Source organism: Cellulophaga fucicola (assembly GCF_900119145.1).
Classification (GTDB): domain Bacteria; phylum Bacteroidota; class Bacteroidia; order Flavobacteriales; family Flavobacteriaceae; genus Cellulophaga; species Cellulophaga fucicola.
This window is the reverse complement of record NZ_FPIY01000005.1, coordinates 12,426-38,310: the sequence shown is the minus strand read 5'-3', so window position 1 is coordinate 38,310 and position 25,885 is coordinate 12,426. Positions and strand designations below refer to the sequence as shown.

The window sequence follows — 25,885 nt, the reverse complement described above, 5'->3', positions numbered from 1 at the left end:
TTTAAAAAGACAAACTAAGAAAATACAATTGAAAATGGTTTATAAAATATCTGCACTAGTAATTGCCATAGCAACGCTTGGTTACTTTTACTTTAGCCCTTCTAAAACTATCGAAGAGACTTTATTTAATGAAGTACCTAGTCACGAAAAATGGAGTGCTTTACTTCAGAAAAACGTAAATGCTAATGGCGATGTAAACTACAAAGCTTTTCTACAAGACAAGGCTGCTTTAGAAGAGTACCTTACTCTTTTACAAAAAAACTCTCCTGCTAAAAATTGGTCTAAAAATCAGAAATTAGCATATTACATAAACCTTTACAACGCTGGCACTGTAAAATTAATAGTAGACAATTACCCAACAAAAAGTATAAAAGACATAAAATCTCCTTGGGATAAAGATGTTGTTGCTATTGGAGATAAAATGTATTCTTTAGGCTATATAGAACATAAGGTTTTACGTAAAATGAATGAGCCTCGAATACATTTTGCAATAAATTGCGCATCTTACTCTTGTCCTAAACTAGTAAACAAAGCTTTCTTAGCCAACACTATGGATGCACAATTAGAAACCGCCGCCAAAGATTTTATAGCTGATAAAAAAAGAAATAAAATAAGCGCTAATGATATTCAGTTATCTGAAATATTTAAGTGGTTTAAAAGCGATTTTACAGAGAGCACATCTTTAATAGGTTTTATAAACAAATATGCTACAGTAAAAATAGCAGAAGATGCTAGGGTAAAATATATAGATTATAACTGGAGCCTTAATGAAGCAAAATAAGTTAAGTATTATAATCCCTGTTTACAACGAAGAGGCCACTATTGCAAAACTAATTACCGCAATAAAACAGCGTAGCACTTTTAAACAAATAGCAGAAATAATTGTAGTCGATGGCGGTAGTATAGACAATACTATTGCCATTGCGTCTACTCTTAACGTTACCGTAATTTCTTCAGACAAAGGACGTGCCAAGCAAATGAATGCTGGTGCAAAGGCCGCTAAAGGAGATATTCTCTACTTTTTACACGCGGATACTATTCCTCCATATCAATTTGATTGTAAAATATTAAAAACTACCACAAAAGATAAAGCTGCTGGCAGTTTTAGAATGCAGTTTGACAGTAAAAGTTTTTTCTTAAAATTCTTTGCCTGGTTTACTCGTATAAATCATAAAGTATGCAGAGGTGGTGACCAATCGCTCTTTATTACCAAAGATTTATTCTTTAATCTGAACGGTTTTAACGAAGAATATATAATCTATGAAGACGGAGAACTTATAGAACGCTTATACAAATCTACCAAATTCGCCATTATTCAAGACAAAGTAACTACATCTGCTAGAAAATACCAGCAAAAAGGAATGATTACACTTCAGTATCATTTTGGTGTTATCCACTTAAAGAAAACATTAGGAAAAAGCCCCGAAGAACTTCACAATTACTACAAAAAAAATATTGCGAGTTAATTGTTCTTTTTATGATCTAGCAAAACACCTTCACTAATCCACTTTGCAAGAGCTTGTCTATTTTCTGGAACCAATATACGTTTTTGGTCTTTTTTATTCTTAATATTTCCTATTTCTATATACGCCATAGCGGGCATTGTATTTTTAACCAAATACAAACCACTTCTGTCTAAAAAAGTACCGGTATAATCTCTGTTTGGTTGATATTCTCTATACTTATCATCAAACGTTTTGTGTATACTTTCTGCTAAACGTTTACCATTACTACTCTTTTCATGATGGTAAAAGAAAACATCTATATTTTGCCCCACACTTCTGCTATCTATATGTGTAACTATTAATCTTTGATACTTACCCTTGTTTTGCATGTACAAATCGTTTACAGCGTCTACTCTTTGCTTTAAACGCTCTACTTGGTTTAATGGTATTACTTTATTTGGGTAACACACCTCATCATAATCTACCGTTAGCAATTTTTCATCACGTATTCCATCATTTTCATCTCTAATAATAATATAAACCAAAGCTCCGTGAGATATTAATTCTCTTCCTAAACGCAAGGTAATATCGTATGCATATTCGTCTTCAGAAATTAGCTTTTTCCCGTACTTTGTAACAGCTCCTGGATCTGGACCACCGTGACCAGAAATTAAATAATAAACAGCACCTTTAAGTTTTGTGCTTTTTTGTTCTACTGTTGCGTATTTTTTTCCAAAAATAGGATACCCATTAACTATTGCAGGTAATGCCTCTTTACCATCAACCTTAATAAGTCTATCTGGAATTATATATGTTCTACCCTCGTATAAATGTTTTCCGTTTCTAAGGTTGTCTTTGTTTAAAGCTATAAAATCTGAGTAATATTTAGACGGACTCATATCAAACTTACGAAGTAACGTATAAATACCTTCTCCTTTTTGAGCTACAACCGTTTTTTCTTTATCTTGAGAATAGAGATGAGTACACGATAAAAAAAACGCAACACTAACTATTACAAACTTCTTAATTATCATTTAGAGGACTTTTACGCAAATATTATCAAAAATACTGCCCAATTCCAAAAACTAATCCTTTTGATGCATTTTTTGTTACTCCATAGCCGTAATCTATCCTAAATATGGCATTAAAAATCTTCTTATGCATAAATCGAAATCCAACTCCCGGATAAACTCTAATATTATCAGGTTCTAAAAAATCTTGAAACTCTCCTCCTGGATTACGCCAAGTACCCGCATCTACAAATGTATTTCCCTGTAATACAAACCAACTTTTATCTACCAAGGTATATCTATACTCTGTATTTAAAACCAAAGCGCCAGTACCTCTATCTATAATATTACCAACCCCTCTTATATTTATATTGTTATCCACAGAAAAAGGCGCAAAAGGTGTTTCATCATTAGTAGCCAAACCAACTCGCAATCTATTAGCCCAGTTGCCACGCTCACCTACTCTTTTGTAGTAAACAAAGTCATTAAAGGCTACTACAAAATTATCTAGTTCTTTTGTAGAACTATGCACGTACTGAAAATTTAAAGAGCTCTTAAAGCCATCTAAATATTGGTAATGGTATTGTATGTTACTGTATTTATAAATTGCTTTATAAGAAAACTTATTTACATCCAATGCTTGCGGCACTGTTTCGTTAGTAGCACCACGTATGTAATTGTATTTTTCAGTGAAAAAATTAAGCCCTAAATCTATGCTGTGGTTTTGGTTAAATTGATACAAACCAAGAACCTCTATAGAAGAATTGTGATATTTATAATCTGCCGAAGATCCATCAAAAAAAATAGGCTCTTGTGTTTTTAAATTATTGTAACTAACCGCTAAACCCGCTTTTGCACTAAACAGATACGGAGCTCTAAGCAAAACACCATAAGAGTTAAATATGTCTTTCTGATAAAAACCACCTACTGTAATATTTCGACCAGTAAAATTAAACTCCTGTAAACCAACCCTAAAAGCAAAATCGTCGTTAGAAGATGTATACAAATTTGCAAACGGTATAATAGTAAAATTCTCTTCTACTGTAAAAACTAAGTTATAACTAGCATCTACAGTGTTTTGCTTCAATTGAAAAGTAGCATTTGCAATAGATGGTAATTTTTTAAGCTGATTTACAGCAATAAGTATAGCCGTAGAATCTGTTGCCATTCCTTTTTCTATTGTTACAATACTTTTTAAGAAAGATACTTTGGTTTTTTTAGCACCAACAAAACTAATGTCTGCTATTTTTAGTTCTTGCGAAAAACCCGTTACAGAAAAAAGAAATAGAAATAAGAGCAGTAGTTTTTTCATAATTATGGAGAAAAGTTGGTTTCTACAAGCAAGTTAACCCAATTGTCTTCGCTAACTGCCATTAATGTAAAACCGTAGTTTTTGGTTTGAATTAAGTTTGGTGGTGATTTTTTAGTAATATTTAAAACAACATTATCTAAATTATAATACTGAAACATTTTTTCAAAAGTATACGTTCCTGACAAAAAATTAGAATTAACATCTGTTATTACCTGAAAATATATAGCAGAATCTGTATATAGACCATCTTGCCAAGTAAAAATAGGCATAATGGGATTAGCAGAATCTATGTTTACCGTATTTAGCCTTTCTGTAGGCTTTGTAATATGTTTTAATTGTATTGGGTTAGATATATGTGTACTACCTGCTTCTGTAAAAGAAACAATTACCCATTTTTCTTTAGATGTCTCAACAGAAAATCGTTTTAACTTGCCATTAAAAACATCTAGTACATCTGGAGCTTTCTCTATGTAAGCTTCAAAATTATTTTTATCAACCTCTATATCTTCAGTTTCAAAACACCTAAAGTTTGTAGCTCCTTCTCTTGGGTAAAAAAATACATTTACAAAACCCTCTTTATCTGCACTAGCTGCGCAAGCAATTACATTGTCTTTAACTACAGTCTCGCCATTTAATACTACATCCAAAGAAGATAAAGCTGTAAAGCTATCTTCTGAGCAGCCGTAAACCATCAAAATAAAAAAAAGAGAATAGTATTTTAATTTACTTAAAGCCATAATATTGTTTTAAAACCAATTCCGCTGGTTTATTTTGCGGTGTAAATCTATTGTTTTCTGACCCTCCAACATTATCATGATCTATAAACCATTTCCAAACATAACCACCAGCAAACCAGTCTTCGGTCCAAAACATTTCTAAAATAGCTTTAGTTGCATTAGATTGCGCTTCTAAATTTACATTAGTTTGGTTACGATCTACCAGCCACGGTCTTTCTCCTGTAAAATCCATACTTCTATATCCGTATTCTGTAAACAAGATTGGCTTACTAATAGAGTCAGACATTTGTTTTAATGCTTTTTTATGTGGCTGCCAACCTGTTTTTAACTGCGCTACAGTTGGGTGTTGCTCTTTGGATAATGGAAAATAAGCATCTACACCTACGTAATCTATTTTCTCCCAAAAAGGCACCTTAGGATACTCGTCCCAATTTGCAGCATAGGTTAATTTACCTTTATATACTTTTTTAACTTCTAGTATTAGCTTGCTCCAGTAATCTGGTCGTTGCAATACAAATTTTTTCAACTCTGTACCAATACAAAAAACATCTACTTTTACTTCTTGCGCTAGAGTCGCATAACTCAAAATAAAATCTGAATACGATTTTTCAAGCGTTTGCCAATGCTCTTCAGAATTCATTTCTAAAGTACCAGTAAATTTGCCATCTCTTATCCATATCTGCGGTTTTAGCATTACACTAATTCCGTTTTTATGTAATATTTCTACATAATGCTTTATGCCATCACTTCTCTCCCCAAACCATTGCCTGTCCGAATTAAAAATTAACTCTGGTTCATTTATATCTCTAATAAAACCAAATGGCATAACAGATGCCGCATTTGCATTTATAGCTAAAATAGGAGCTATATTTTTCTGAGTAACTTTATCTCTTGAAGAAACAAAACTTACTCCGTTTATTTTTTTTTCAACTTGACTATTACAAGAGAATTGCAAGCAACATAATATAAGGAGACCTAACTTTTTCACAAACTATAATTTTAAGCCTCCTAAAATACGTTATTTAATAATAGCTACTAGAAAATTGCTCTAAGTCCTAAGTTAAATGTTTCTCCAAGTCCTGTATTATCTCCTCCAACAAAGTTAGTATACAACAATTCTAAGTTAAGTGCATTTGTAAGCTGGTACTTTGCACCACCACCTAAGGCTGTGTAATTCTGACTAAAATTGTTACCTAAATCTATACGTTGTGAGTGTTGTGCTAAAGCTAAAACTGTAAACTTATTTGCCGGAAAATAACTTAGAAAAACACCTGGCGTTAACCCTAAACTGTTATTCGCAAAACTTTTTTCTTTGTCGCCAAAATTAAGCTCTGTATTTAACTCTGTGAACAGCTGCCACTTATCTCCTGGAAAAGTATAATCATAGAAAAATCTGTTTTGCCAAATAAATCCGTTTTGATCTAGAAAAACACCATTCTCAGTTTCATTATCTACCAAAGGGATATATAAAGAACTCTGTATTGAAAAATTACCAACGGACTCAAAAGGCACAAACTTTACAGAGGGTGCAAAAGATGTTAAGCCTGCTCTAGAAATACCATCTTCGCTCTTAAATTTTAAAGCATCTAAAGTTTCAGTACCATTTATGGTATTAGAACGTATTTTAAGTATTACACCAACATTCCATCTATTGTTTTCTCCAACACCGGTATACCCTTCTAAAGTAGATGTAAAAAATGTTTGTCTTGGCTGCTCACCACTTGTAAATGTACTTCTTGTTTCTGTGTAAATATTATTAAACCATTTAATATCAAACTGTCCCTTCCCTATTAATTTGGATGGTGTGTACTGTTGTATATTACTCTTTTGATCATCATCTTCTTCCTGTGAATATCCTGAAAACGCAGTTAGCAAACCTAATACTAAGGCTATTGTTTTTATTTGTTTCATAATTGTATTGTTGTTGATTGTTATTTGTTTTTTAATGTAATTACTGCTTGTTTAATGTCCAATCGTATGGATAATAAGACACTTTTGCTTTAGCATCTATTTTTTCTTTTCTATATAGGTTTATAAAATCTACCAATGATTTACCGTCTTGTGTAAAATCTCCTTTGTACCACTCAAAAATCTGAGAAAGCTTTACCTTGTTCTTGTTTACCATTATAAAATTTGGATTATTAATCGCTATTTGGGTTTGTATCTGTAGTTGATCTTCTAACATATTAGGCATATAGGCCTCGTTAATAATAGGAGGGCAACCTAAGCCCGCACAAACCAGTACAAAATGAAAACGCGGCTCTTTAGGAAAAACAGCACGTAACATCTTATGTTCCATATCATTTAAAGTTAAATTCTTACCAGCTACTGTATGCTTTATTTTATCAAAAAAACCAGCTTTATCTAGCGGAGATTTTAGAGGATAGTTATCTACTACATTTTTAATTACCGATATATTGTAAGCATTAATCCAAAAGGCTTGGTATTCTGCCGACTTACTTTTTGTTACCTGTATAGATACAATTTCTGTAACCAGTTCGTTTAATAATGCTGGGTTTGTCTTTATATCCTTATATGCTACTTTACCATTAGCCACATAAGTATTAAAAAAAGTATTAGCTTTAGTGAAAAACTGATTTGTATCCTGAGAATGAATAGATGTAATACTTAAAAAGAAGAGTATTACCATTATTTTAATAGTATTTTTCATAATATGATTGATGTTATTTAATAAGTATGTCGATCTGTTTTAACAAAACATACATCATTATCTTTATTTTATCTGAAGCAAAGAAACTGGTTAAGTATCACATTTTCATAACAGAAAGAAATCAAGTTTATTCTTATTTAGAAAACATATAAATAACCTACTCTCAGTTAAGTTTAGCTATTTAAGCACGACAGAGACACTATTATTTTAAATCTATGGAACACATTGTTATTATTGGAAATGGTATTGCTGGCGTAACAGCTGCAAGACACATTCGTAAATTATCTGACAAAAAAATTACAATTATTTCTGCCGAATCCGAGTACTTCTTTTCTAGAACTGCGCTTATGTATGTTTATATGGGACATATGAAATTTGAGCATACGCAGCCTTATGAAAATTGGTTCTGGAAAAAAAACAGAATAGATCTTGTGAAAGGATATGTTAGCAATGTAGACCACGCAAATAAAAAAGTAGACTTAGAAAACTCTTCTATTTCTTATGATAAATTAATTATTGCAACTGGCTCAAAACCAAACAAATTTGGATGGCCTGGACAAGATTTAAAAGGCGTTCAAGGCCTATACTCTAAACAAGATTTAGAACAATTACAAGAAAATGCTCCTGACAACAAAACTTGTAAAAGAGCTGTAATAGTAGGTGGCGGATTAATTGGTATAGAAATGGCTGAAATGCTCCGCAGTCGCAAAATACCAGTTACTTTTTTAGTTAGAGAGAATAGTTTTTGGAATGGCGTTTTACCTAAGGGTGAATCTGAACTTATTAACGAGCACATTCTAGAACACCATATAGATTTACGCCTAAACACCAATTTAGTAGAAATTATTTCTGATGAAAACGGTAGGGTAAAAGCCATTACTACAGATAAAGGAGAAACTATAGAATGTAGCGTTGTTGGCCTTACAGCAGGTGTATCTCCAAACGTAGAGTTTTTAAAAGAATCTGGTATAGAATTAGGTAGAGGCGTAAAAGTAAACAGACTTTTAGAAACCAATATTAAAGACATTTATGCTATTGGAGATTGCGCAGAGCAACACCAAGGCATAGACAACAGAAGACCAATTGAAGCAGTTTGGTATACAGGAAGAATGATGGGAGAAACTCTTGCACAAACTATTTGTGGTAACCAAACAGAATACAAACCAGGACACTGGTTTAACTCAGCTAAATTTTTAGATGTAGAATACCAAACCTACGGATGGGTATTTAGTGAACGTAGCAAACAAGATCACGAAGCTCATTTTCACTGGAGACATTCTAAAGAAAAAATATGTATTACAATTGCTTACCATAAAGACACTAAAGAATTCTTAGGCATAAACACATTTGGTATTCGCATGAGGCACGAAGTTTTTAACAAGTGGCTTACCCAGAAAAAGGAAGTAGAATATGTGCTTCAATATTTAAAAGATGCCAATTTTGACCCAGAATTTTATAAGCAATACGAAACAGAAATTTTAGCAAAATACAATGCTGAATTTAACACTAGCTTATCAGTAAAAAAGAAAAGTTTAAAAAGAATATTCAACATCGCTTAATCAATAAAAAAATGAAGACAATTAAATATTTAGGCCTTGTTATATTCTTAGTAGGATTAGGCATTTTTGCAGCAACACCTTTTTTAGGGAATTTTAAAGTAGACCAAAAAGGTTTTGATGAAATTATTACGAGTCAAGGTATTAAAAGTGATATCTTAATTAAAGACCTTAGCTCTAAAATAATAAACAAAGATTTTTCTAGCTCAACGTTTTTAGCTCCTGTATTAGAAGACGCAATAGAAAGTGCCAATGCTATACACATAAAAAACAAAGAGTGGGGCAAAAAGGTTTACGCAAGCGGTGATAATATGGCTGCTGCAATTAGAAAATCTTCTAGTTATGGTTTTATTCCAGAAAACAAAGGCACTATGTGGTTTTTAACCTTTGGACTAGGTATAATTGGCGCACTACTTTTTATACTTCCCAACATTGTTTTACTTGGTAAAAAAGGAATAAAGAATGATGGTATTTACCTACAAAGTGCTACAAATCGCGGCTTAGTTGCCTGGCTTGTTTTTTTCTTTCTAGTAAGCTTTTATATTATACTTTATTTCTTTTCTGAATATGCTGTAAACTGGACATTTTTAGTAGACCCTATTAGTGAAGCCCTTAGTGGAAACCCTGCAGGTCATTGGTTTGTTTACGGATTTATGTACTGTGTTGTTATGGCTGTTATGGCTGTGCGTATGTACATTAAATACAGACACAATATGTACCAAATATTCCGTACAACATCTGTATTGTTTTTTCAGATTGTATTTGCATTCTTAATTCCTGAAATTATGGTGCGCTTACAAATGCCGTATTATGATTTTAAAAATGCGTTTCCGCTAGATTATGATTTCTTTTTTCAATGGAATTTAAAAGATCTTATAGCAAATGGCGGAATAGGAATATTTATTCTTGTTTGGGGTATAGTACTAACCCTTGTAATTGTACCTGTAATGGTTTATTTCTTTGGTAAAAGATGGTACTGTTCTTGGGTTTGTGGTTGTGGTGGTTTAGCCGAGACATTAGGAGATCCATACAGACAACACTCTAGCAAATCTTTATTTTCTTGGAAAGTAGAACGTTGGTTAATACACGCCGTACTTGTTTTTGCAGTTGGTATGACGCTTATGACACTTTACAGTTTCTTTGCAGAATCTAGTACCGTATTAGGCATAAAAACACAAACAGTACAAAACGTATACAGCCTTTTAATAGGTGCAATTTTCGCAGGTGTTATTGGTACAGGATTCTACCCAATTTTTGGAAACAGAGTATGGTGTAGATTTGGCTGTCCTTTAGCGGCTTATTTAGGTTTTGTACAGCGTTTTAAATCTAGATTTAGAATTACAACAAACGGTGGCCAATGTATTTCTTGTGGTAACTGTTCTACATATTGTGAGCAAGGTATAGATGTACGTGCTTATGCGCAAAAAGGAGAAAACATTGTACGTTCTAGTTGTGTTGGTTGTGGTGTATGTTCTGCTGTTTGCCCTCGTGGAGTTTTAAAATTAGAAAACGGACCAGAAGAGGGACGTATTAACCCTACAGAAGTTTTATTAGGTAACGATGTTGACTTAATGGATTTGGTAAATAAAAAATAGAAGTATGTTTTTCCGTTTAATCCTAGTTTCTGTATTATTAACAGTAGTTACAAGTACAGGTTCTAAAAAATACAACAAAGAGTTTTACCCATCTGGAGCAATAAAAGCTGAGGGATGGACACAAAATAATGTAAAAGAAGGTTTTTGGAAATTCTATTACGAAGACAAATCATTAGCCAAACAAGGACATTACAAAGACAACAGAAAAGAAAAGTATTGGTACTTTTACTCTCCAGAAGGAAAACTAGAAAAAGAAGGTCGTTTTAAAAATGACCAAAAAACAGGTTGGTGGCAGTTTTATACAAGCAATGGCAAAATAAATCATAAGTGCCAATTAGCATATGATGTTAAAAATGGATACTGCTTAAAGTATAAAAATGAAAAGTTATCCTCTGCAGAAAAATATGAAAATGGTAAAAAGATCAAAGAATGGTTTAGTTTTGCCGGTTTTAAAAAGGAAAATAACTTATCCGATTTAAGGTAATGACAAAAATAAACGTAATTATTCCGGCTTATAATGAAGCCGATTCTATTGGTAAAGTTATAAAAGAATTACCTTCCTCTGTTTCTGAAATTATTGTAGTTAATAATAATTCTACAGACGATACCGTTATAAATGCAGAAAAAGCAGGTGCTACCGTGCTTACAGAAACTAGAAAAGGTTACGGTTATGCCTGTTTAAAAGGTATGGATTATATAGCCAAAAAGTCTAACAAGCCAGATATCATCGTATTTATTGACGGAGACTATTCAGATTATCCTGAAGAATTAACAAAAATAGTAGAACCTATACTAAAAAATAATTTAGATTTTGTAGTAGGCGCACGCACCAGAAAATTAAGAGAAAAAGGAAGTATGACACCCCAGCAAGTTTTTGGAAATAAACTTGCCACAGTGTTAATGAAAATCTTCTTTAGGGCTAATTTTACTGACCTTGGACCATTTAGAGCTATTAAATACAATACCCTGTTAGCCTTAGATATGCAAGACAAAACTTATGGGTGGACGGTTGAAATGCAACTTAAAATTCTAAAGAAAAAGTTAAAATATATAGAGGTTCCTGTACGTTATAAAAAAAGAATTGGCGTATCAAAGGTCTCAGGCACAGTAAAAGGTACTATATTTGCCGGTGTAAAGATCCTTGGATGGATATTTAAATACAGCTTTAAATAAATATGGAAATTGCAATTACATACATAATTATTGGTATCTACAGTTTAGCTCTTTTGTTGATTTTTTTCTACAGCTTAGCACAACTTAATCTGCTAGTCAATTATTTAGGTTACAAAAGAAGAAATAAAGATGCCCCTAAATTTAACTTTTTAGATGCCAAAGAAATTCCTTTAGTGACTATACAACTTCCTATTTATAATGAAGAATATGTAGTTGAAAGACTATTAGAGAATATAGCAAAAATAGAATATCCAACTAGTAAATTAGAAATTCAGGTTTTAGACGACTCTACAGATGATTCTGTTATAGATACGGCTAAACAAATTGAAGAGCTTCAAAAAACTGGTTTAGATATACAACATATTAGAAGAACCAACAGACAAGGTTATAAGGCTGGCGCTCTAAAAGAAGGTTTAATTACTGCAAAAGGTGATTTTATTGCCATTTTTGATGCCGATTTCTTACCTGATTCTGACTGGCTAAAGAAAACTGTTATTTACTTTAAAGATGAAGAAATAGGAGTTGTACAAACTAGATGGGGACACATAAACAGAGATTATTCTGTTTTAACAAGAATACAAGCCTTTGCTTTAGATGCTCACTTTACATTAGAACAAGTTGGTAGAAACGCTAAAGGACACTTTATAAACTTTAATGGTACTGCTGGTATTTGGAGAAAGACCTGTATTATAGATGCTGGTAACTGGGAAGGCGATACCCTAACTGAAGATTTAGACTTAAGTTACCGTGCACAATTAAAAAACTGGAAATTTAAATATTTAGAAGACGTAGAAACACCTGCAGAATTACCTGTTGTTATTTCTGCTGCTCGTTCTCAACAATTTAGATGGAATAAAGGTGGTGCAGAAAACTTTAGAAAATCTGTAGTTAGCGTTGTTACTGCTAAAAACATATCTTTTAAAACTAAATTCCACGGTGTAATGCACTTATTAAACAGCTCAATGTTTTTATGTGTATTTCTAGTTGCTCTTTTAAGCATACCAATGCTTTACATAAAAAACAGAAACGAATCTTTAGGATGGGTTTTTGAAGTAACTAGCTTCTTTATTTTAAGTACTGTAATTTTATTTGTTTGCTACTGGTTTACATTTAAAAGTATACAAGGTAGTAGCTTTAGTAAATTTATAGATTACATAAGGCTTTTCTTTACATTCTTTTCTATTGCTCTAGGCTTTTCTTTGCACAATACACTTGCTGTCTTAGAAGGTCACAGAGGTAAAAGAAGTGAATTTGTACGTACTCCTAAATTTAATATTAATAACATATCTGATAGTTGGAAAGGCAACAAATACCTTGCTAAAAAATTATCTCCAAATATGATTTTAGAATTTGGTTTAATGTTATATTTCTTATTTGGCATGTACTCTGCAATTCCTCTTAACGATTTTGGATTGTTCCCATTCCACTTTATGTTGTTCTTAGGATTTGGTTACGTTTTCTTTAATTCACTTACAGCTAAAGCTTAATTTGCAGTTTATATTATCGTAAAAATAGCTACTGCTTTGCTTTGTTTTATTTTTCCGATATTCGGTGTAAATTATAATTTTAGTAATGCTAGTAAAAATTTTATCATACTATAGGCTACATAAAATACCTATACTGTTACTTGTTGCTAGTCTACTTTTTTATTACACTTTTGCTTATTACTTAGATCGTACAGACTTTCCAAAACTTATTACGCTTGCTGCAGCTCTATTTTTTCTTTGTTACAAGCTTATTCAGTTTGAAAAATGGAATTTTAAACTACTGCTAACTGCAGGTATACTGTTTAGATTTGTTTTTTTGTTTGTAACACCAATGCTCTCTCAAGATTTTCATAGATTTATCTGGGACGGAGAATTAGTTTTACAAGGCATAAACCCCTATTTACAGACCCCAAACACTATAATAGAAGAAGGCACTATTCTCATAGAAAATGCTGCACAGATGTATGCTAGCATGGGAGAAATTAGCGCAAAAAACTTTAGCAACTACCCTCCTTTAAATCAACTGTTATTTGCTTTAGCAGCTTTGTTTTCTGGCAAAAGTGCCATTGGCGGCATTGTTACAATGCGCTTAATTATTATTTTAGCAGATATTGGCATTGTATACTTTGGAAGAAAATTACTTTTAAAATTAAATTTATCATCACACTTAATATTTTGGTACTTTTTAAACCCATTAGTAATTATAGAACTTACAGGGAATCTTCATTTTGAAGGTGTAATGCTATTTTTCTTTATCTGGAGTATGTATCTCATCAGTCTAAAAAAATATATTTTAGCAGCTCCCATCCTAGCCTTTTCTATCGCTGTAAAGTTAGTGCCGCTTATATTTTTACCTCTATTTTTAAGACATTTAGGATTTAAAAAAGCTATTCAGTTTTATACAATAATAGGCATTACAATACTTGCTTTACTACTTCCTTTCTATTCATCAGAATTTATAAATAACTACGCCACTACAATAGGACTCTGGTTTAGTAATTTTGAGTTTAATGCCAGTATTTATAATATCATAAAAAAAATAGCCGAGTTTAATGGTAATAAAAACTGGGAAACCATAAGAGCATTTGGTAAAATATCGCCCTATATAACCATTACTGTTGTTTTACTTTTCTCCTTTTTAAAGAGCAACAAAACAGTAACTAGCTTATTCACTAGTATGCTTTGGGTACTTACCATTTATTACTTTATCTCTACAACAGTGCATCCTTGGTACATTATTTCTTTAGTAATACTTAGTCTATTTACTAGGTTTAGATATGCTATTTTATGGTCTGCTGCTGTATTTCTAAGCTATTGGGCATACTCTAATCCAGATTTTACAGAGCATTTAGGAATACTAACAATTGAGTATACCTTAATTTTAGGCTACATATTATACGAAATACTTAGGCTAAACAAACAAAAACTACTTTTTTCGAAAAATAAAACAGTAAATTAGGTCAGCTCAATATAATTTGTAAATTTGATCTTGTAATGAGCAAGAACACAAACATATTATTTACCAGCAGGGTTTCTACACCCCTAGCTATGCTTGTTCCTACACGTCGCCGCCCGTAAGGGTATATACTTCTTTTGGAATTAGGTGAGTCCAGTTCCGTTTTTTCAAGACATTAAATTTTAAAATATTAACATAAAAAGCAACAGTCAATGAGAATTGTAATTGCTAATGCATCGCATATTAAATATGCGCAGATAATTTCTGATACTATAACAGATTCTGCTAAGGTTCGCGGCACAGGTATTGCTAAGCGTACGCCAGAGTATATCCAAAAAAGATTGCAAAACGGTAATGCCGTTATTGCCTTAGACGGAGAGACATTTGCAGGTTTCTGCTACATAGAGGTTTGGGGACACAATAAGTTTGTTGCCAACTCTGGTCTTATTGTACACCCAGATTTCAGAAATTTAGGGCTAGCCAAGCAAATTAAAGAACACATTTTTAAACTCTCTAGAGAAAAATTTCCTGAAGCTAAAATATTCGGAATAACTACAGGTTTAGCGGTTATGAAAATGAATTACGAGCTTGGTTACAAACCTGTTACATTTTCTGAACTTACAGACGATCCTGAATTCTGGAAAGGATGTCAAACTTGTAAAAATTTTGACGTTCTAACCAGAACAGAACAAAAAATGTGTTTGTGTACAGGTATGTTATATGATCCTGCTGCAAAGGCAAAAGCTACCGATAAAAAAGAAGTAGACGGCAAAGTATTTAAAAGATTAAAAAGTATTAAAGAACATTTGTTCTTAAAAAAGAAAAATAAAGATGAGTAAATTAGTTTTAGCATATAGTGGTGGTTTAGATACGTCTTACTGCGCAAAATATTTATCAAAAGACAAAGGTTTTGAGGTACACGCTGTTAGTGTAAACACCGGCGGATTCTCTAAAGAAGAAATAGCCAACATAAAAAAGAAAGCGATAGAATTAGGTGCAACAAGCTATACTTCTATAGATGCTGTACAAACATTTTACAAAAAGGTTGTAAAATATCTAATTTTTGGGAATGTTTTAAAAAACAACACCTACCCATTATCTGTTAGTGCAGAACGTATTGTACAAGCTATAGAAATTGTAAACTACGCTAAAAAAGTAGGTGCAAAATATATTGCTCACGGCAGTACTGGTGCAGGTAACGATCAAGTAAGGTTTGATATGATCTTCCAAATCATTGCTCCAGAAATTGAAATTATTACTCCTATTAGAGATAATCAGTTGTCTAGAGAGGTAGAAATTGCATACTTAAAAGAAAATGGTGTAGATTATCCATGGGAAAAAGCAAAATACTCTATTAACAAAGGGCTTTGGGGAACTTCTGTTGGTGGCGAAGAAACGCTCACATCTCACTCTCCTTTGCCAGACACAGCATATCCTAGTCAGCTTGAAGAAAGAAACCCTATAGATGTAAAATTAACCTTTACAAAAGGAGAGTTAACGGCTATTAATGGTGAAGAAGACAAACCAATTAACAACATTACAAAATTAAATACAGTTGCTTCTTTGTTTGCTATTGGTAGAGACATACACGTTGGCGATACTATTATTGGTATTAAAGGTAGAGTTGGTTTTGAGGCTGCTGCATCTTTAATAATTATAAAAGCGCACCATTTATTAGAAAAACACACACTAACAAAGTGGCAACAATACCAAAAAGAGCAACAAGGTAATTTTTACGGCATGCTATTGCATGAAGGTAATTACCTAGATGAAGTTATGCGTAACATAGAAGTATTTTTAGCAGACACGCAAAAAAATGTTTCTGGTGATGTTTTTGTTACACTACAACCATACAGATTTGAGCTTAACGGAATAGCATCTAAACACGACCTTATGAATGCTTCTTTTGGTAGTTATGGTGAAATGAACAAAGGATGGACAGCAGATGACGCTAAAGGATTTATAAAAATATTAGCTAACGCTGGTAAAATATATAATCACGTAAATAAAAATCTAAAAGATGATTAATATTGGTATTATAGGTGGCTCTGGTTATACGGGAGGCGAGTTAATAAGGTTACTTTTAAATCACCCAGAAGCTAACATAGATTTTATTTACAGCACAACAAGAGCTGGAAAAAAAATAGCATCGGCTCATCAAGACTTATTAGGACAAACAAATTTAGAGTTTACAGGAAATGTAAATCTAAACGTAGATCTTGTTTTTCTATGTCTTGGGCACGGTAACTCGACTTCATTTTTAAAAGAAAATTTGTTTTCTAACAATACTAAAATAATAGATTTAAGTAACGATTTTAGATTACATACTGATGCTATTCTAGGCGGAAAAGAATTTATCTACGGTTTACCTGAAACAAATATTGAAAAAATAAAATCTGCAAATTTTATTGCAAACCCAGGATGTTTCGCTACAGCAATTCAGCTTGCATTATTGCCTTTAGCAAAAGCAAATATTTTGCATAATGATGTACATATAAATGCTGTAACAGGTAGTACTGGTGCAGGTGTAAAACCATCTGACTCTACCCATTTTAGCTGGCGTAACAATAATGTGTCTTGGTACAAACCATTTACACACCAGCATTTGGGTGAAATAGGAGAAAGTTTACATTCTTATAAAAATGAAATTGGCGAATTATTGTTTCTTCCGCAAAGAGGAAATTTTGCCAGGGGTATTTTTGCTACTGCATATACAAAATACAAAGGCAGCTTAGAAGATGCTTATGCATTATACAATAACTTTTATGCCAATGCAAAATTTACACACGTATCTGACACAGAAATACACTTAAAACAAGTTGTAAACACCAACCAATGTCACTTGCATTTACATATACACAATGGCAATTTATTAATTACATCTGCTATAGACAATTTACTAAAAGGTGCATCTGGACAAGCGGTACAGAATATGAATTTAATGTTTGGGTTTAAAGAAACTGAAGGGTTAAACTTAAAAGCTTCTGCATTTTAACATCAATCTAAAAAATAAAAAACCATTATGAAACTAGCTATTATAGGTGCAGGAAACTTAGGACTGTCTATTGCCAAAGGTATTTTAAACTCTAACGGTGCTACTACTATGTATTTAACAAAAAGAAATACAGATAGTATTAAAGAGTTTGAGAATTATGGAAATGTTACAGTTACAGCTAACAACAGAGAAGCTGTACAAAACTCTGATATTTTAATATTTGCTGTACAACCAGATCATTTTGAAGGTATTTTAAATGATGCAAAAGATTTGCTTACAGAAAAGCACATTGTTATATCTACCATAACTGGTTTTAGCATAAAAAAGATTGAAGCTGTAGTTGGCAAAGAAACTTATATTATTAGGAGTATGCCTAATACGGCTATTTCTGTTGGCCAATCTATGACTTGTATTTGCAGTAATACTATGGGTAAAAAACGTATAGATTTAGCCAAAGCTATTTTTAATAGAATGGGACATTCTTTAGAAATTCCAGAGAGTCAAATGCAAGCAGCAACTGTTATTTGCGCAAGCGGAATTGCCTTTTGGATGCGTTTAATACGCGCTACCACACAAGGAGCAATACAACTGGGCTTTGATGCTAAAGAAGCACAAGAATTAGCTATGTATACGTGTAATGGTGCTGCTAGTCTACTAATAGAATCTGGCAACCATCCAGAACAAGAAATAGATCGTGTTACCACACCAATGGGCTGTACAATTAAAGGCTTAAATGAGATGGAACACCAAGGACTTAGCTCTTCTTTAATTAGAGGAATTGTAGCGTCTTTTGATAAAATTAGTGAGTTTAAAGTAAAAAATTAAGGATGAATTTATTTGACGTATACCCTTTATACAATGTAACTCCTGTTTCTGCAAAAGGCAGCCAGGTTGTAGATGATAAAGGTCAAGAATATTTAGATTTTTATGGTGGCCATGCGGTTATTTCTATAGGACATTCTCATCCGCATTATGTACGCAGAATAAAAGAACAATTAGACCAAATTGCCTTTTATAGCAACGCTGTTCAAAATCCTTTACAGGGAGAATTAGCAGAGAAATTAGTGCAATTATCTAACTGTACAGATTATAATTTATTTTTATGTAATTCTGGTGCAGAGGCAAATGAAAATGCATTAAAACTAGCATCATTCTACACTAACAAGTCTAGAGTTATTGCTTTTAAAAACGGATTTCACGGTAGAACTTCTGCAGCTGTAGCCGCTACAGATAACGCTGCTATAAATGCACCTATTAACAAACAACAAAAGGTTACTTTTTTAGAGTTTGATGACATAAATGGATTTACATCAGAAATTGAAAAAGATGACGTTTGTGCTGTTATTTTAGAGGCCGTACAAGGTGTTGGCGGTTTAGACGAACCTACAACAGAATTTTATCAAAAAATTGAAGCTTTATGCAAAAAGCATAATGTTGTTTTAATTGCAGACGAGGTACAATCTGGTTATGGTAGAACGGGTAAATTCTTTGCTTTTCAGCACCACAACATACAACCAGATATTATTACAATAGCAAAAGGTATGGGTAATGGTTTTCCTGTTGGTGGCGTTCTAATTCAAGAAAAAATTAAAGCATCTCACGGTTTATTAGGAACTACTTTTGGTGGTAACCATTTAGCGTGTGCCGCTTCTTTAGCTGTATTAGAAGTTATTGAGCAAGAAGATTTAATACGTAATGCTACTAAAATGCACGCGTACTTTTTAGAAAAAGCTGCTGCAATACCACAAATTAAAAAAGTGAAAGGTCGCGGATTAATGCTAGGGCTTCAGTTTGATTTTGAAGTTGGTGATCTTAGAAAAAAACTAATATACAATCAGTTTGTATTTACTGGCGGAGCTAAAGACAAAACCTTATTACGTATTCTGCCTGCACTAAACATAACAACAGCTTTAATAGATGTATTTTTTGACGCTTTACAAGCCGAATTAAAAGAATTATAATGAAAAACTACCTATCTGTAACAGACATAGACTCACTTCCATCTTGGGTTGATGAGGCCATAGAACTAAAGAAACACCCTAAAGCACATAAAGGTTTAGGAGAAAACAAAACTATTGTTTTATTATTCTTTAATAACAGCTTAAGAACACGACTAAGCACACAAAAGGCTGCCCTAAACTTAGGTATGGAAGTTATTGTTATGAATTTTGGTTCTGAAGGATGGACACTAGAATTTACAGATGGTACTGTTATGGACCAAGGAAAATCTGAACACGTAAAAGAAGCTGCGCAAGTGGTTTCTCAGTACTGCGATGTTATTGGTATTAGAGCTTTTGCTAATTTACAAGACAAGGAAGCAGATGAAGCAGAATTGGTTATAAACGGATTTAAAAAACACGCTACTGTTCCTATTTTAAATATGGAAAGCTCTGTTGGACATCCGCTACAGGCTTTAGCAGATGCTATCACTTTAGCAGAAAACAATAATAAATCTAAGCCAAAAGTAGTGCTTTCTTGGGCGCCACATCCTAAAGCTTTACCACACGCAGTTGCCAATTCTTTTGTAGAGATGATGCATTTACAAGATGTAGATTTTGTAATTACTCACCCTAAAGGATACGAGTTAAATTCTAAAATTACAAAAGGAGCAACCATAGAACATGACCAAAATAAGGCCTTAGAAAATGCCGATTTTGTTTATGTTAAAAACTGGAGTAGCTATCAAATTTATGGACAAATTTTGCATCAAGATAAAAACTGGACAATGACTTTAGACAAATTAGGCACTGCTAAATTTATGCATTGTTTGCCTGTACGTAGAAATGTAATTGTTGCAGATGCTGTTTTAGATAGCAACCAGTCTCTGGTTATAGAACAAGCAAACAACAGAACTTTTGCAGCACAAATAGCTTTAAAAAAAATACTAGAAAACCTTTAACTATGGCACAAAAAGTATCTATTGTAAAAATTGGCGGTAACGTAATAGAAAACAAAGAAGAACTCTCTAAATTCTTAATTGCTTTTTCTAAAATTAATGGTCCAAAAATACTAGTACACGGTGGCGGAAAACTAGCTACAGAATTAGGAGAAAAAATAGGCATAACCTCAAAACTTGTAAACGGAAGACGTATTACAGATCATCAAAGTTTAGATTTAATTACAATGGTTTACGGAGGTTTAGTCAACAAACAAATTGTTGCAGCACTACAAGCCCTAAACTGTAATGCAATTGGTCTTAGCGGTGCAGATGCTAATATTATACAAGCTGTAAAGCGCCCTGTAAAAGATATAGATTATGGTTTTGCTGGCGATATTACTACCGTAAATGCCAACGCTATAGATGCAATGTTAAAAAACAATTGGACACCTGTTTTTTGTGCACTTACACACAATAAAGCCGGACAATTATTAAATACCAACGCAGATACTATAGCGTCTGAAATTGCCATTGCAATGAGCAGCCTATATGAAACTACATTGTATTATTGTTTTGAGAAAAAAGGGGTTTTACTAGATATTACAAATGAAAAATCTGTAGTTAAAAAATTAAACACAGAAACCTACAAAGAACTTTTAGACAGTAAAATTATTGCTGACGGTATGTTGCCAAAGCTTGAAAATTGTTTTAACGCGCTACATAAAAAAGTAACAACAGTATGCATAGGAGATGTTTCTATGTTGCAAGAAAACGAAACACTATACACTAGCATAACATTATAAAATGGAACAAAAGCAACTTACAGAAAAGGCATTAGACTTATTAAAAGAACTAATCTCCATACAATCGTTCTCTTCTGAAGAAGACAAAACAGCAGACGCAATAGAAAACTGGTTTACAAGTTTCAACATTCCGTTTACTAGAGACAATAACAATGTTTATGCAAAAAACAAACATTGGGACAGTAACAAACCAACATTACTTTTAAACTCGCATCATGACACCGTAAAACCAAACTCTGCTTACACTAAAGACCCTTTTAATCCACATATAGAAGATGGTAAATTATATGGTCTTGGAAGTAATGATGCTGGTGGTTGTTTGGTGTCTTTATTGGCTACATTTTCTCATTTTTACAATGCAGAAAACTTAAATCATAATATACTTATGGTTGCTTCTATGGAAGAAGAATCTGCCGGACCAAATAGCTTAAGAGGTTTATTACCTAAGTTGCCAAAAATAGATGTTGCCATTGTTGGCGAGCCTACTTTAATGCAATTGGCTATTGCAGAAAAAGGGCTTATTGTTTTTGATGCCGAGGTAAAAGGAACTCCGTCTCATGCAGCACACCCAAACAACGACAACTCAATTTACAATACTATAAAAGTTTTAGAATGGTTTAAAAACTATTCTTTCTCTAAGGTTTCTAATGTTTTAGGCGAAGTAAAACTTACAGTAACACAAATTAATGCAGGTAAACAACACAACGTTGTACCAGCAAAAGTAGACTTGGTTATAGATGTTAGGGTAAATGACAAATACACCAATAAAGAGGTTGCAGAGATGTTACAAAAAGAAGCTCCTTGTAAACTTACTCCTCGTGGTTTAAAGTTAAATTCTTCAGCAATAAACGAAAATCACCCATTAGTACAAGCTGGTATTGCTTTAGGAAGACAAACATACGGCTCTCCTACATTATCAGATCAAGCTGCATTAACTTGTCAATCTTTAAAATTAGGACCAGGAGACAGCACTAGATCGCATTCTGCAGACGAGTTTATTTATGTAAATGAGATTGAAGAAGGTATAGATTTATACATTAAAATATTAAACGGGTTTCTGCAAAAAGCAATCAACTAAAAAAACGAAAAGATTATGAAACTTTGGGATAAAGGATTCAGTACCGATAAAAAAATAGATCATTTTACTGTTGGTAACGACAGAGAATTAGATTTACTACTTGCTAAATATGATGTTGTTGCTTCTAAAGCACACGCAAAAATGCTAGGTAAAATAGGTCTTATTACAGCACAAGAAGCAGACAATCTAATTAAAGAGCTTGATGCTATTGCACAAACCATAGAAAAAGGAACTTTTGTCATTGAAGATTCTTTTGAGGATATGCACTCTAAAATAGAGTTTATATTAACCAAAAAATTAGGTGACACCGGAAAAAAAATACACACTGCTCGTTCTAGAAATGATCAGGTTTTAGTAGCAATGCACTTGTATTTAAAAGATGAATTGTCTGAAATTAAAAATGAAGTAAAAGTTTTATTTAATCTACTTTTAAATCTTGCTGATAAGCATAAAAATGTATTATTACCAGGTTATACACATTTGCAAATTGCTATGCCATCTTCCTTTGGTCTTTGGTTTTCTGCTTATGCAGAAAGCTTAATAGACGATTTGTATTTTGTTGATGCTGCCTACAAAATAGCAGATCAGAATCCGCTTGGTAGTGCTGCTGGCTACGGCAGTTCTTTTCCTATAGACAGAGATTTTACCACTAAAGAAATGGGCTTTGCTACACAAAAATACAATGTTGTTGCAGCACAAATGGGGCGTGGTAAAGTAGAAAAAGCTGCTGCCTTTGGCATTAGCAATGTAGCCGCTACCCTATCTAAAATGGCTATGGATATTTGTTTGTATATGAGTCAGAATTTTAATTTTATTTCTTTTCCGGACGAACTTACAACAGGCTCTAGCATTATGCCGCACAAGAAAAACCCAGATGTGTTTGAGCTTATACGTGGTAAATGCAATAAATTACAATCTATACCAAACCAGTTAATTTTAATAACAAACAATTTACCTAGTGGGTATCATAGAGATTTACAATTGGTAAAAGAGGTTATTATACCTGCTATACAAGATGTAAAAGCCTGTTTAGAGATTTTAACTTTTAGCTTAAAAGAAATACGCATAAATGAAACTATTTTAGAAGACCCTAAGTACGATTATTTGTTTAGCGTAGATACGTTAAACGAATTAGTTTTAGGCGGAATGCCATTTAGAGATGCTTATAAAAAAATGGGCAAAGAAATTAACGAAGGTACTTTTTCTCCTAAAAAGGATATTAAACATACACACCAAGGTAGCTTAGGTAATTTATGCTTACAAGAAATTAGAAATAAATTGATTGATTAAACTTTTAAATCTTTTTCCCTAAAACAAAATAAGCCCCCTGATATCAGGGGGTTTATTTTGGCTATAAATCAGCTAAAAAACATCTATTGCAATTTCTAATTTTACATTATCTTAAAAATGTAAAAAATGAAATCTATTCTAGTTTATATTATTCTTTTAATTGTTGCTGTTTTAAGTGTTACTACTTATTAAGTATAAAAAAAGCCGTGTTATAAAACACAGCTTTTAAATAATTAGTTAACCATTCCTAAATTAACAACTTCTTGTTTTGTTAGGTAACGCCAATGTCCTCTTGGCAAGTCTTTTTTGGTTAAACCACCATATATTACTCTGTCTAATTTAGAAACTTCGTAATCTAGGTGTTCAAATATTTTAGTAACAATATTACTTCTGCTGCTAAAAAGCTCTATACCTACTTGGTTTTTAGGAGCATTATCTACATAGCTAATATCGTGAACGTTTACTACTTTTTCATCTATAGCAATACCGTCTTGAATTCTTTTTAAATCTACAGAACGCAAAGGCTTATTAAGTTCTACGTGGTATATTTTACGCAAACCATTTTTAGGATTTACCAAACGTCTTGTTAATTCCATATCATTAGTAAATAACAATAAACCTGTAGAGGCTTTTGCCATTCTATCTACTGGTAAAAGAGTAGATTTAGAAGCACTAGAAATTAATCCAGCTACATTTCTTTTACCGTGTTCGTTTCTAACAGTTGTGCTAAAATCTTTTGGCTTATTTAATAAAACGTATTCTCTTTTTTCAGGATTTAAATGTCTACCATCAAACTTAACAACGTCGTCTAGTTTAACTTTATATCCCATTTCTGATATTACTTTACCATTTACAGTAACACTACCAGCCGCAATAAAAACATCTGCTTCTCTTCTAGAGCATACTCCAGAATTAGCAACGTATTTATTTAATCTTATAGAGTTAGGATCTAATGGCTTTGGAGGATTCTTTGCTTTTGGAGCACCTGAACCAGTAAAATTCCTCTTTCTTGCGCCTCCATTATCCTTTCCTGAAGATTTTCTGTCCTTATTATAGTCAGATTTACTCATTGTATTATATTTTTTGCAAAGGTAGCAAAGGAATTTGAATAACTATATAATAGTTTAACTAATTAATCTTTAAACGTAACAGTGCTTTGTCGTTCTCTATTTACTTGTAAATTAGTAACATCTGAGTTGGAATACAATTTTAGTTTACTCAATTTTACAACGCTCCTACTACACTTTAGTTAAGCTAATTTATTGACTAATTATTTCTTCTTTTTCAAAAATATAAAGAGTTCCTTCTCCATCTAACTGATAAACTTTATTTTGATGAACTTGCGGTATATTGTCTATAGGTATTTTTTCTTTTAGGTTTGGTAATTTAGCGTAATCTTCAACTATTGCGGTTTTATGGTTTATTACTAAAATTTCACCTGTTTTGGTAGCAGTGAGTGCTATATACGTATCATTAATAAAGCGTTTGGTAAAAAATGTATTTTCTTTAAGAACTGGGTGTGTAATTTCTACCTCACGTTCTAGTTTGCCAGTTGCTAAATCATATACTTGTAGCATATTTTTAACATCAACACCAGTAATAATATGATATAGTTTATCATTTAATTGTACTGGTCTAGATATGAATAAAAACAGTGGTTTTTGCCATAACACATCTCCTTTAGCGCTATCAACACCAATAATAGTATCATTACGCAATAGCGCTACTAATATAGCATTGTAAGTGTATAGTTCATGTACAATACCAACACGTAATTCTTCGTGTTCTGTACCTTTTAAATGTAGATACTCTCCTAATTTAGAAACATCTAACTTCCATAGTTCCTCTGCATTTTCTAACTGATGGCAACTTAGATTGTTTTCTTTTGTTGAAAGAAAAGTATTATTATCAAGTACATTGTTAATTAAGTTTAAGTCGAATTTATTATTTATAATTTCACTATTTTTTTTTATTACTCTTATTATATTCCATTTATTGTTTTCATTAGATAAGAAAATTCCATTCGTATCATTTAATAAAATTAAAACATAATCTAAATTTTCTATTTTATTGTTTATTGCATTAATCAAGATTGTTTTAAAGTTATTTTCATCTAGTAATGCAATTTTATTTTTAATTGAATAAGAAATGCTGTAATTCCCCTTTAAGAAGATTTCTCCATCAACACAAAAATTATTTTCATCGTCGATATAAAATATTTTATCTTCAATTAGTATTAATTGACTGGATATTTTTCTAATGTTTGCTTTATAAATCATCGAAATATTGAATTAAAATTGCTAGGTATATCTAAATTAAAAATTAAATCTTCGACAAGTTGTGCTTTTGTAGATGTTTGAATTTTAATATTATTGTAATTTAATAATTGTCCAAGTTTA

25 protein-coding genes are annotated in these 25,885 nt (G+C 32.3%); 17 read left to right on the top strand and 8 right to left on the bottom strand.

The features are described from left to right. The first annotated feature begins 34 nt into the window (after positions 1 to 34). Both BT107_RS14615 and BT107_RS14610 read left to right on the top strand, forming a co-directional pair. Positions 35 to 781 (top strand): DUF547 domain-containing protein, encoded by a 747-nt coding sequence (locus BT107_RS14615; RefSeq protein WP_072304581.1) that lies wholly within the window; start codon positions 35 to 37, stop codon positions 779 to 781. After that, a complete protein-coding gene (locus BT107_RS14610; protein WP_072304580.1) occupies positions 768 to 1,466 on the top strand; it encodes a TIGR04283 family arsenosugar biosynthesis glycosyltransferase in 699 nt (232 codons plus the stop codon). The genes BT107_RS14615 and BT107_RS14610 overlap by 14 nt, the downstream gene beginning before the upstream one ends. Here BT107_RS14610 and BT107_RS14605 read toward each other — a convergent pair. Genes BT107_RS14605 through BT107_RS14580 form a run of 6 tightly spaced genes read right to left on the bottom strand, consistent with a single transcriptional unit; the run spans position 1,463 to position 7,175 of the window. After that, complete coding sequence (locus tag BT107_RS14605) at positions 1,463 to 2,479, bottom strand: N-acetylmuramoyl-L-alanine amidase family protein (RefSeq protein WP_072304579.1); 1,017 nt, start codon at positions 2,477 to 2,479, stop codon at positions 1,463 to 1,465. The genes BT107_RS14610 and BT107_RS14605 overlap by 4 nt on opposite strands. Before the next feature lie 25 nt (positions 2,480 to 2,504). Beyond that, positions 2,505 to 3,767, bottom strand: coding sequence for a BamA/TamA family outer membrane protein (locus BT107_RS14600; RefSeq protein ID WP_072304578.1), 1,263 nt, complete (start codon positions 3,765 to 3,767; stop codon positions 2,505 to 2,507). A gap of 2 nt (positions 3,768 to 3,769) precedes the next feature. Beyond that, the gene (locus BT107_RS14595) at positions 3,770 to 4,504 is read right to left on the bottom strand and encodes a hypothetical protein (protein ID WP_072304577.1); all 735 of its coding nucleotides are present in this window, start codon (positions 4,502 to 4,504) and stop codon (positions 3,770 to 3,772) included. Next, positions 4,491 to 5,492 (bottom strand): glycoside hydrolase family 113, encoded by a 1,002-nt coding sequence (locus BT107_RS14590; protein WP_072304576.1) that lies wholly within the window; start codon positions 5,490 to 5,492, stop codon positions 4,491 to 4,493. Before BT107_RS14590 ends, BT107_RS14595 begins: the two co-directional genes overlap by 14 nt. Before the next feature lie 47 nt (positions 5,493 to 5,539). Then, a complete protein-coding gene (locus tag BT107_RS14585; protein ID WP_072304575.1) occupies positions 5,540 to 6,415 on the bottom strand; it encodes a transporter family protein in 876 nt (291 codons plus the stop codon). 40 nt (positions 6,416 to 6,455) lie between these two features. Then, positions 6,456 to 7,175: a DUF547 domain-containing protein gene (locus tag BT107_RS14580; RefSeq protein ID WP_072304574.1), complete on the bottom strand. Its 720-nt coding sequence runs from the start codon at positions 7,173 to 7,175 to the stop codon at positions 6,456 to 6,458. A gap of 215 nt (positions 7,176 to 7,390) precedes the next feature. Between BT107_RS14580 and BT107_RS14575 the strand changes: the two genes are divergently transcribed. The 15 genes from BT107_RS14575 (at position 7,391) to argH (ending at position 23,486) form a co-directional block, all read left to right on the top strand. Then, on the top strand, positions 7,391 to 8,734 hold the full coding sequence (locus BT107_RS14575) for an NAD(P)/FAD-dependent oxidoreductase (protein WP_072304573.1): 1,344 nt from the start codon (positions 7,391 to 7,393) through the stop codon (positions 8,732 to 8,734). Between the two features lie 11 nt (positions 8,735 to 8,745). Continuing rightward, complete coding sequence (locus BT107_RS14570; RefSeq protein ID WP_072304572.1) at positions 8,746 to 10,326, top strand: 4Fe-4S binding protein; 1,581 nt, start codon at positions 8,746 to 8,748, stop codon at positions 10,324 to 10,326. A gap of 4 nt (positions 10,327 to 10,330) precedes the next feature. Next, positions 10,331 to 10,810: a toxin-antitoxin system YwqK family antitoxin gene (locus BT107_RS14565; RefSeq protein ID WP_072304571.1), complete on the top strand. Its 480-nt coding sequence runs from the start codon at positions 10,331 to 10,333 to the stop codon at positions 10,808 to 10,810. Further along, positions 10,810 to 11,499, top strand: coding sequence for a glycosyltransferase family 2 protein (locus BT107_RS14560; RefSeq protein ID WP_072304570.1), 690 nt, complete (start codon positions 10,810 to 10,812; stop codon positions 11,497 to 11,499). The genes BT107_RS14565 and BT107_RS14560 overlap by 1 nt, the downstream gene beginning before the upstream one ends. 2 nt (positions 11,500 to 11,501) lie before the next feature. Next, positions 11,502 to 12,986: a cellulose synthase family protein gene (locus BT107_RS14555; RefSeq protein ID WP_072304569.1), complete on the top strand. Its 1,485-nt coding sequence runs from the start codon at positions 11,502 to 11,504 to the stop codon at positions 12,984 to 12,986. A gap of 85 nt (positions 12,987 to 13,071) precedes the next feature. Then, on the top strand, positions 13,072 to 14,445 hold the full coding sequence (mptB, locus tag BT107_RS14550) for a polyprenol phosphomannose-dependent alpha 1,6 mannosyltransferase MptB (protein ID WP_072304568.1): 1,374 nt from the start codon (positions 13,072 to 13,074) through the stop codon (positions 14,443 to 14,445). A gap of 209 nt (positions 14,446 to 14,654) precedes the next feature. After that, positions 14,655 to 15,281 carry a GNAT family N-acetyltransferase gene (locus tag BT107_RS14545; RefSeq protein WP_072304567.1) on the top strand — a complete coding sequence of 209 codons (627 nt, stop codon included), beginning with the start codon at positions 14,655 to 14,657 and terminating at the stop codon, positions 15,279 to 15,281. Then, positions 15,274 to 16,470, top strand: coding sequence for an argininosuccinate synthase (locus BT107_RS14540; RefSeq protein ID WP_072304566.1), 1,197 nt, complete (start codon positions 15,274 to 15,276; stop codon positions 16,468 to 16,470). Before BT107_RS14545 ends, BT107_RS14540 begins: the two co-directional genes overlap by 8 nt. Continuing rightward, a complete protein-coding gene (gene argC / locus BT107_RS14535) occupies positions 16,463 to 17,437 on the top strand; it encodes an N-acetyl-gamma-glutamyl-phosphate reductase (RefSeq protein WP_072304565.1) in 975 nt (324 codons plus the stop codon). The genes BT107_RS14540 and argC overlap by 8 nt, the downstream gene beginning before the upstream one ends. Before the next feature lie 27 nt (positions 17,438 to 17,464). After that, positions 17,465 to 18,262, top strand: a complete 798-nt coding sequence (proC, locus tag BT107_RS14530) for a pyrroline-5-carboxylate reductase (RefSeq protein WP_072304564.1) — start codon at positions 17,465 to 17,467, stop codon at positions 18,260 to 18,262. Between the two features lie 2 nt (positions 18,263 to 18,264). After that, a complete protein-coding gene (locus BT107_RS14525; RefSeq protein WP_072304563.1) occupies positions 18,265 to 19,398 on the top strand; it encodes an aspartate aminotransferase family protein in 1,134 nt (377 codons plus the stop codon). Next, on the top strand, positions 19,398 to 20,336 hold the full coding sequence (locus tag BT107_RS14520) for a Rossmann-fold NAD(P)-binding domain-containing protein (protein WP_072304562.1): 939 nt from the start codon (positions 19,398 to 19,400) through the stop codon (positions 20,334 to 20,336). The genes BT107_RS14525 and BT107_RS14520 overlap by 1 nt, the downstream gene beginning before the upstream one ends. 2 nt (positions 20,337 to 20,338) lie before the next feature. Beyond that, a complete protein-coding gene (argB, locus tag BT107_RS14515) occupies positions 20,339 to 21,118 on the top strand; it encodes an acetylglutamate kinase (protein WP_072304561.1) in 780 nt (259 codons plus the stop codon). 1 nt (position 21,119) lies between these two features. Further along, the gene (locus tag BT107_RS14510; protein WP_072304560.1) at positions 21,120 to 22,196 is read left to right on the top strand and encodes a M20 family metallo-hydrolase; all 1,077 of its coding nucleotides are present in this window, start codon (positions 21,120 to 21,122) and stop codon (positions 22,194 to 22,196) included. Positions 22,197 to 22,211: 15 nt separating this feature from the next. Then, entirely contained in the window at positions 22,212 to 23,486 is a 1,275-nt protein-coding gene (argH, locus tag BT107_RS14505; protein WP_072304559.1) for an argininosuccinate lyase, read from the top strand. A gap of 233 nt (positions 23,487 to 23,719) precedes the next feature. Here argH and BT107_RS14500 read toward each other — a convergent pair whose 3' ends face one another. Together BT107_RS14500 and BT107_RS14495 are read right to left on the bottom strand one after the other, a co-directional pair. Beyond that, the gene (locus BT107_RS14500) at positions 23,720 to 24,556 is read right to left on the bottom strand and encodes a pseudouridine synthase (protein WP_072304558.1); all 837 of its coding nucleotides are present in this window, start codon (positions 24,554 to 24,556) and stop codon (positions 23,720 to 23,722) included. A 189-nt stretch (positions 24,557 to 24,745) separates the two neighbouring features. After that, entirely contained in the window at positions 24,746 to 25,765 is a 1,020-nt protein-coding gene (locus BT107_RS14495) for a PQQ-binding-like beta-propeller repeat protein (protein WP_072304557.1), read from the bottom strand. Between the last annotated feature and the right edge of the window lie 120 nt (positions 25,766 to 25,885).